General features: G+C 63.1%; 8 protein-coding genes. 3 read left to right on the top strand and 5 right to left on the bottom strand.

Annotation, left to right across the window (positions count from 1 at the left end; all coding sequences use genetic code 11):
* Both B7X90_RS10755 and B7X90_RS10750 read right to left on the bottom strand, forming a co-directional pair.
* Positions 1-1,305: AAA family ATPase (locus B7X90_RS10755; protein ID WP_292624349.1), on the bottom strand; the 1,305-nt coding region annotated here is incomplete at its 3' end.
* Positions 1,306-1,473: 168 nt separating this feature from the next.
* On the bottom strand, positions 1,474-1,692 hold the full coding sequence (locus B7X90_RS10750) for a DUF1192 family protein (protein ID WP_292624347.1): 219 nt from the start codon (positions 1,690-1,692) through the stop codon (positions 1,474-1,476).
* A 95-nt stretch (positions 1,693-1,787) separates the two neighbouring features.
* Between B7X90_RS10750 and B7X90_RS10745 the strand changes: the two genes are divergently transcribed.
* Positions 1,788-2,789, top strand: a complete 1,002-nt coding sequence (locus tag B7X90_RS10745) for an NAD(P)H-quinone oxidoreductase (protein WP_292624345.1) — start codon at positions 1,788-1,790, stop codon at positions 2,787-2,789.
* A 165-nt stretch (positions 2,790-2,954) separates the two neighbouring features.
* Here the strand turns inward: B7X90_RS10745 and B7X90_RS10740 are convergent, their stop codons facing one another.
* The 3 genes from B7X90_RS10740 to B7X90_RS10730 form a co-directional block, all read right to left on the bottom strand.
* A complete protein-coding gene (locus B7X90_RS10740; protein WP_292624343.1) occupies positions 2,955-3,659 on the bottom strand; it encodes a DUF1013 domain-containing protein in 705 nt (234 codons plus the stop codon).
* Between the two features lie 144 nt (positions 3,660-3,803).
* A complete protein-coding gene (locus B7X90_RS10735) occupies positions 3,804-4,154 on the bottom strand; it encodes a polymer-forming cytoskeletal protein (protein ID WP_292624341.1) in 351 nt (116 codons plus the stop codon).
* Between the two features lie 7 nt (positions 4,155-4,161).
* Positions 4,162-5,151 (bottom strand): M23 family metallopeptidase, encoded by a 990-nt coding sequence (locus tag B7X90_RS10730; RefSeq protein WP_292624339.1) that lies wholly within the window; start codon positions 5,149-5,151, stop codon positions 4,162-4,164.
* A gap of 304 nt (positions 5,152-5,455) precedes the next feature.
* Between B7X90_RS10730 and B7X90_RS10725 the strand changes: the two genes are divergently transcribed.
* Positions 5,456-6,733: a glutamate-5-semialdehyde dehydrogenase gene (locus B7X90_RS10725; RefSeq protein ID WP_292624337.1), complete on the top strand. Its 1,278-nt coding sequence runs from the start codon at positions 5,456-5,458 to the stop codon at positions 6,731-6,733.
* A 1-nt stretch (position 6,734) separates the two neighbouring features.
* On the top strand, positions 6,735-7,200 hold a 466-nt coding region (locus tag B7X90_RS10720), incomplete at its 3' end, for a nicotinate-nucleotide adenylyltransferase (protein WP_292624335.1).

The raw sequence follows: 7,200 nt of genomic DNA, 5'->3' as shown, positions 1-7,200 counted from the left end.
CGCGGTGATGGTCTTCTTGCGCTTCGAAGGCGGCACCAGCATCTGCATCGCGCCCACTTCGTCGATCACGTCGATCGCCTTGTCGGGCAGCTTGCGGTCGTTGATGTAGCGCGCCGACAGTTCGACCGCGGTCTTGATCGCATCGGGCGTGTACTTGACCTTGTGATGGTCCTCAAATGCCGTGCGCAGGCCGCGCAGGATCTTGATCGTGTCCTCGATGGTCGGCTCGTTCACATCGATCTTCTGGAACCGGCGCAGCAAGGCGCGGTCCTTTTCGAAGTGATTGCGGAACTCCTTGTAGGTGGTCGATCCGATGCAGCGGATCGTCCCGCCCGAAAGCGCGGGCTTCAGGAGGTTCGACGCGTCCATCGCGCCGCCGCTGGTGGCACCGGCGCCGATCACGGTGTGGATTTCATCGATGAACAGCACCGCGTGCGGCATCTTTTCCAGCTCGGAAACGACCTGCTTGAGGCGTTCTTCAAAGTCGCCGCGATAGCGCGTTCCGGCCAGCAGGCTGCCCATGTCGAGTGAATAGATCACCGCTTCGGCCAGCACTTCGGGCACATCACCTTCAACGATCTTGCGCGCAAGCCCTTCGGCGATGGCCGTCTTGCCCACGCCCGGATCGCCCACATAGAGCGGGTTGTTCTTCGAACGGCGGCACAGGATCTGGATCGTGCGGTCCACTTCCGGGCCGCGGCCGATCAGCGGATCGATCTTGCCGGTCAGCGCCTTCTCGTTGAGATTGACGGTGAACTGGTCGAGCGCGGTTTCCTTCTTCTGACCCTTCGAATCGGCCTTTTCTTCCTGCTGCTTTGGCGCGTCTTCCTCGGCACCCTTGGGCGAGCGGCCTTCGACCTGGCGGCCGCCCTTGCCGATGCCGTGGCTGATGAAGCTGACCGCGTCCAAACGGCTCATGTCCTGCTGCTGCAGGAAATAAACAGCATAGCTATCGCGTTCGGAAAACAGCGCGACCAGCACGTTCGCCCCCGTCACGGTGTCCTTGCCCGAGGACTGCACGTGAAGGATGGCGCGCTGGATCACCCGCTGGAAACCGGCGGTCGGCTGGGGATCAGCCTTTTCCTGCGTTTTCAGCGACTGGTATTCCTGATCGAGGTACTGGCGCACCACATCGCCCAGATCGCCAAGGTCTACGCCGCAGGCCTGCATGACCTGCGCCGCGTCCGCATCATCGATGAGAGCCAGCAGAAGGTGCTCGAGTGTCGCATACTCGTGGCTGCGCTCTGACGCATTGGCGAGCGCGGTGTGCAGCGTCTTTTCGAGGCTTTGGGCGAAACTGGGCATGTTGCGGCTACTTTCTGGCTGGCGCCAATGGGTTCCCTGACGGGAAGAGTGCACACGCGTTATTAACCGAGGCTAAACCACGTGTGAGGGTGAAAACAGATGCCCCAAAGGCATCAGTATATCGTGCGATATGGGAACGCCCTTCGGCAAAAGGAAGGGCGGCCAAATTCATCCAGCGCCACCCGAAGGTGGGGGCTTGCCAAACAGTGCTTCGGCGGCGGCGCGGTGGGCGCTGGCCTTGTCGCGATGGGCAACGGTGCGCATGATTTCCAGTTCGAGCAGGCGAATGCGCTCGTTCAGCTCGTCATGCGAATAGGGGGCGAGCGCTTCGGTTGCCAGCTGGCTGGCCAGATCCCCTTTCGGGCGAGGGCGCTCATCTATGTCCATTGAGGGTCACTTTGTGCGCTGCAATGCCTTGCTGTCAACGCCCTGCGTGGCTAACCCAAGCGCTAATTGGTATTCGGGACTACAGGGGCTTCTAAATGACCGGCTTACCCGCAACGATGACTGCGATCGGATGGGATGCGCCGGGGGGGCCGGATGTGCTGCGCCCCGAAATGGTGGCAGTGCCGCAACCGGGACCGGGCCAGGTGCTCATCAAGGTCGCCTTTGCCGGAGTCAATCGGCCCGACGTGATCCAGCGGCAGGGCTTCTATCCACCACCGGCTGACGCTTCGCCGCTGCCGGGGCTGGAGGTTTCGGGGCAGGTTGCCGCGATGGGTGAAGGTGTGACCTGGCCGTTCACTGGTACGATGGTTTGCGCGCTGGTGGCAGGCGGCGGTTATGCGGAATACTGCATCGCCGAAGCCGCGCAGTGCCTGCAAGTGCCCACCGGGCTTTCAATGGCTGAGGCTGCGGCCATCCCGGAAACACTGTTCACCGTATGGCACAACGTGTTCGAACGCGGAATGACCGCGCCGGGAGAGACGATCCTCGTCCACGGCGGCACCAGCGGTATCGGATCGATGGCGCTTCTGCTTGGCAGGCTGTTTGGCGTGACCGTAATCGCTACATGTGGCGGACCGGAGAAGTGTTCGCAGGCGCTGGAAATCGGCGCTGCTCATGCGATTGACTACAAGGCCAGCGATTTTGTCGAGGAAGTGGCGCGGATCACCGGCGGCAAAGGTGTTGATATGGTGCTCGACATGGTTGCGGGTGGTTATGTGGCGCGCAATCTGAAGTGCCTTGCCGATGACGGACGCCACGTGACCATCGCGGTGCAGGGCGGGCTGAAGGCCGAAATCAACATGGCTGAAGTGATGCGGCGGCGGCTGACACTGACCGGATCGACACTGCGTCCGCGTACCAAGGCATTCAAGGCGGCGCTGGCTTCGGAAATTCGGGAAACAGTGTGGCCGCTGGTGGCAACGGGCGAATTGCGGCCGATCATGGACCAGACCTTTCCGCTGGCCGAAGCGGCTGCTGCACACGCGCGGATGGAACAGGGCGCGCATATCGGGAAGATTGTGCTGGAGGTGGGGTAACCGCCCACCCTCTCCACTTCCGCTCACCCTGAGCCTGTCGAAGGGTGCTGGGGCAGTGCCTGCGTCCTTCGACAGGCTCAGGACGAGCGGGTCTGGGGGCGGGAAAAAAGAAAAAGGCCACCCCTTCGCAAGGGCGGCCTTTTCAATTCAGCGTTTCGCAAATGCTCAGCTGTCCGAGATACCCTCGGCGCGGCGGGCGGCCAGCCATGCTGCGGCCTCGGCTTCCTGCGCGGCTTCCGATGCGGCCTTGACCGAGGCGGTACGTTCAGCGCGCAGTTCCTCGATCAGGGCATCGCGATCCGTGCCGAGGCGCTGTTCAGCCAGACCATCGTCTTCGATCCCAGCCTTCTTGGCAGCCTTGGCCACCAGCGAATCGAGTTCGCGCTGCGAACACAGGCCCAGCGTGACCGGGTCCTTCGGATTGATGTTGGCGATGTTCCAGTGGCTGCGATCACGGATCGCGGCGATGGTGGTGCGGGTGGTACCGATCAGCTTGCCGATCTGCGCATCGGACACTTCTGGGTGATTGCGCAGGATCCATGCGATGCCATCTGGCTTGTCCTGACGCTTTGACACCGGGGTGTAGCGCGGGCCTTTGGTACGGCTGACCGAAATCGGCGCGCGCTGCATCTTGAGCTTGTATTCAGGGCTGGCCTGACCCTTGTCGATCTCGGCCTGATTCAGTTCGCCCGAATGCAGCGGATCGCGGCCGGTGTACTTTTGCCCTGCCAGATCATCGGCCATGGCCTGCACTTCAAGGATATGCAGGCCGCAGAATTCGGCAATCTGCTCAAACGTCAGCGCGGTATTGTCGACAAGCCACGACGCGGTGGCGTGCGGCATCAGCGGATACGTGGGCTGGTTGCTCACGGACAGTCTCCCGAAGGGTCGGTCCAGCAATAAGCGGGCCTGACCTGAAAAGCGGATACAATAAGGGCCGCCCCTTGCGGAGCGGCCTTGAACCTCGCCGATGTAAGCCGGGAATGACGAATCGGCAAGTTTTTGTTTGGTCGCTCAGCTTACAAGCGTGAGCGACGGCTCCTCGCTCGTGTGGATGCGGTGCGCAAAACGGCCGTCCACTTGCGCGCCCTGTTCGATGGTCAGCGCGTCGTAGCTTACGTCGCCATGAATGCGTGCGGATTTGAGGATCACCAGTTCACCAGCTTCGATCGAGCCATGTACCGTGCCCGAAAGCCGCGCACTTTGCGCCTTGATTGCACCGGTGACAGTGCTCTTTTCGCCCTGCACCAGCGATGCGCAGGTGATGTCACCTTCCACGCTGCCATCAATGTGCAGGTCGGCGGTGGCGGAAAGATTGCCTTTCACGGCAACATCGACGCCCAGTACGGAAAATGTCGCAGCCATGCCCGAACTACTCCCCGTGCTCGTGGTGTTGCGCGTTTCCGGCGCGGATTTCCTGAACATGCCTGTTTGCCTCAAGGAACGGGCGCGGATTGACCGGACGGTCATTGATCCGCACCTCGAAATGGAGATGGGGGCCGGTTGAGCGGCCTGTGTTGCCGATCTGGCCGATTACAGCCCCGGCATCGACCTTCTGGCCCAGTTGGGCAGCCGTGCGGGACATGTGGGCGTAGCGCGTCATCAGCCCGTTGCCGTGGCTGACTTCAACCACGCGGCCATAGCCTTGCTTGACTCCAACGAAGCTGATGGTGCCCGCTGCTGCGGAATAAATGGGCGCGCCGATGGGGCCTCGGAAATCCAGACCCGCGTGGAAGGCTGCGCCGCCGGTGAACGGATCGCTGCGATAGCCGAAACCGCTTGAAATATACTCAAGGCTGGCCGGCAGCGTGTTGGGAATGCGGGCAAGGCCCTTTTGCAGGGCGGCCATGCGCTCAAGACTGGCACCAAGCCTGGCAAACCGCGGGTCGACGCTTTCATCCGAGCCGGTAAACAGGCGGATCAGCGGACCGCCGGTGCCTTCCTGTGCAGAGGCGCGTAACATGGCAGGGTTGAGGCCCACGCGGCGGATCGCTGTTTCGGCCTGCGCAGAGCGCGCATCGGCAAAGCGGGTGAGGCGTTCGATGAAGGCCAGTTGGCGGGCTTCGGCTTCAGCCAGACGGCGCGCTTCGGGCAGTTCCATCGAAATCTTGCGGACGGTTTTGGCGGCTTCGGCGCTGCTATCGGAAACAGTGCCCTGCGGAAGGTCCTTGGGCAGTTCGCCCAGCGTGCCTTCGATGGCCTTTTCGATGAAGTCCTGCCGCCGGTTGAGATCGTCGGCCACGCCTTCCAGCCCGCCGCGATACTTGTCCAAGCGGGTTTCGGCAGTGGCGACGGCGGCCTCGCGCTCAAGCAACAGCGCGTGATCGCGCGCGGCGGTGAGTTGGGAAACCAGCGTGACCATGCGCGTGCCTGCGCGATGGCAGCAGCCGTGGTATTCCTGATCCGCAAGCGGGCAGGCTTCACTGATGACACTGGCAGGCGACCCCCGATGGTAGTGCGTGGTTAGTTTTGTTTCCCGTCGCCGCGGGCACTAGCCATTGGGTTCCCGGCTGGCGAATCGGAATCCCGCCATCCGGGGTGAACCGTGTGAGTCCCCGGATGAATCGTTTGCATAAGTGTGATTCAGGACACGGTTGGACATTTCGGACGAGGTCGAGTCGTGCCTTGTGATGACATCGCCTGGCCTCGGTGCTAGGGCGCTGATCATGTCTACGCAGCCTGAAATTTCCGCTCAATCCGTGACCGGTATGGTCGAAGGCCTGGCCCGCGGCGCCCGCGCCGCGCAGCGCGTTCTGGCAGGTATGGATTCGCCGGCGAAGGAACATGCGCTGAAGCTTGCTGCCGCGTCACTGCGCGCAGCAGAGGTAGAGATTCTTGCCGCAAACGCGCAGGACATGGCCAATGGCGCGGCCAACGGGCTGACTGGCGCGCTGCTTGACCGGTTGAAGCTGACGCCCGACCGGCTGGCCGGAATGGCCGACGCGGTGGAGCAGGTTGCCTCGCTGGCCGATCCGGTGGGGGAAGTGATTTCCGAGGCTGCCCGCCCCAACGGCATGGTGCTGCAACGCCTGCGCATTCCCGTGGGCGTGATCGGCATCATCTATGAAAGCCGCCCCAATGTGACGGCAGACGCCGCTACACTCTGCGTGCGGTCGGGCAATGCCACGATCCTGCGGGGTGGGTCCGAAGCGGTCCATTCCAACCGTGCTATTCACAAGGCGCTGGTTGCCGGGCTGGTCGAAGGCGGCGTTCCGGCCGATGCGGTACAGCTTATGCCCACGCAGGACCGTGCTGCGGTGGGCGCGATGCTGGCGGCAGCGGGCCCGATCGACATGATCGTGCCACGCGGGGGTAAAAGCCTTGTTGCGCGGGTGCAGGCCGATGCGCGGGTGCCGGTGCTGGCCCACCTTGACGGGATCAACCACACGTTCGTCCATGCCGCTGCCGATCCGGCGATGGCCAAGGCTATCGTGCTCAACGCCAAGATGCGCCGCACGGGCATCTGCGGCGCGATGGAAACGCTGCTGATCGACGCGACTTATCCCGATCCGCATGGACTGGTGGAACCGCTGCTCGATGCCGGATGCGAGCTGCGCGGCGATGCCCGCGCTCGCGCCATCGATCCGCGCATCGTGCCGGTGGCCGCGAACGATTGGGATACCGAGTATCTCGACGCGATTCTTTCCGTGGCGATTGTTGATGGGCTGGACGAAGCGCTGACGCATGTTTCGGCGCACGCGTCCGGGCATACCGATGCTATCGTGACCGAAGATCAGGCCGTGGCCGACCGCTTCCTGACCGAAGTGGACAGCGCCATCGTGATGCACAACGCCTCCAGCCAGTTCGCCGATGGCGGCGAGTTTGGCCTTGGTGCGGAAATCGGCATTGCCACAGGGCGTTTGCACGCACGCGGGCCGGTCGCGCTGGAAGGGCTGACGACATACAAATGGCTGGTGCGCGGCTCCGGGCAGGTGCGCCCTTGAGTTGAGCAGTCTGCTAACCGGCCTGTTCGGCGGCAGTTTCAACCCTGCGCATGGCGGCCATCGCCGCGTCAGCCTGTTCGCGCTTGATGCGCTGGGTTTGGACGAGGTGTGGTGGCTGGTTTCGCCGGGCAACGTGCTCAAGCCGGTGGAAGGCATGGCCCCGCTCTGCGCGCGGCTGGCCTCGGCGCAGGCGATGACCCGCAACACGCCAATCCGCGCCACGGCAATTGAGCGAGAACTCGGCACGCGTTTCACCATCGATACGCTGCGCGCCATCAAGCGGCGCTATCCCAAACGGCGCTTCGTGTGGATCATGGGTGCAGACAATCTGGCGCAGTTCCACAAGTGGAAGTACTGGCGACAGATCGCCCGCGAGATGCCGATTGCGGTGATCGCCCGACCGGGGTATGATGCTGCTGCCTTGGCAAGTCCTGCCATGGCCTGGCTGCGCCGCTGGCGTCAGCGGC

Origin of the sequence: Novosphingobium sp. 17-62-19 (assembly GCF_002256775.1) — a bacterium.
Lineage (GTDB): Bacteria > Pseudomonadota > Alphaproteobacteria > Sphingomonadales > Sphingomonadaceae > Novosphingobium.
The sequence above is the reverse complement of the archived record's forward strand: the minus strand, read 5'-3'. Positions and strand labels throughout refer to the sequence as shown.

Coding starts and splice junctions, on each gene's coding strand:
- B7X90_RS10725 (WP_292624337.1), top strand. CDS start 5,456: ATGTCTACGCAGCCTGAAATTTCCGCTCAATCCGTGACCGGTATGGTC.
- B7X90_RS10750 (WP_292624347.1), bottom strand. CDS start 1,692: ATGGACATAGATGAGCGCCCTCGCCCGAAAGGGGATCTGGCCAGCCAG.
- B7X90_RS10730 (WP_292624339.1), bottom strand. CDS start 5,151: ATGGTCACGCTGGTTTCCCAACTCACCGCCGCGCGCGATCACGCGCTG.
- B7X90_RS10745 (WP_292624345.1), top strand. CDS start 1,788: ATGACCGGCTTACCCGCAACGATGACTGCGATCGGATGGGATGCGCCG.
- B7X90_RS10735 (WP_292624341.1), bottom strand. CDS start 4,154: ATGGCTGCGACATTTTCCGTACTGGGCGTCGATGTTGCCGTGAAAGGC.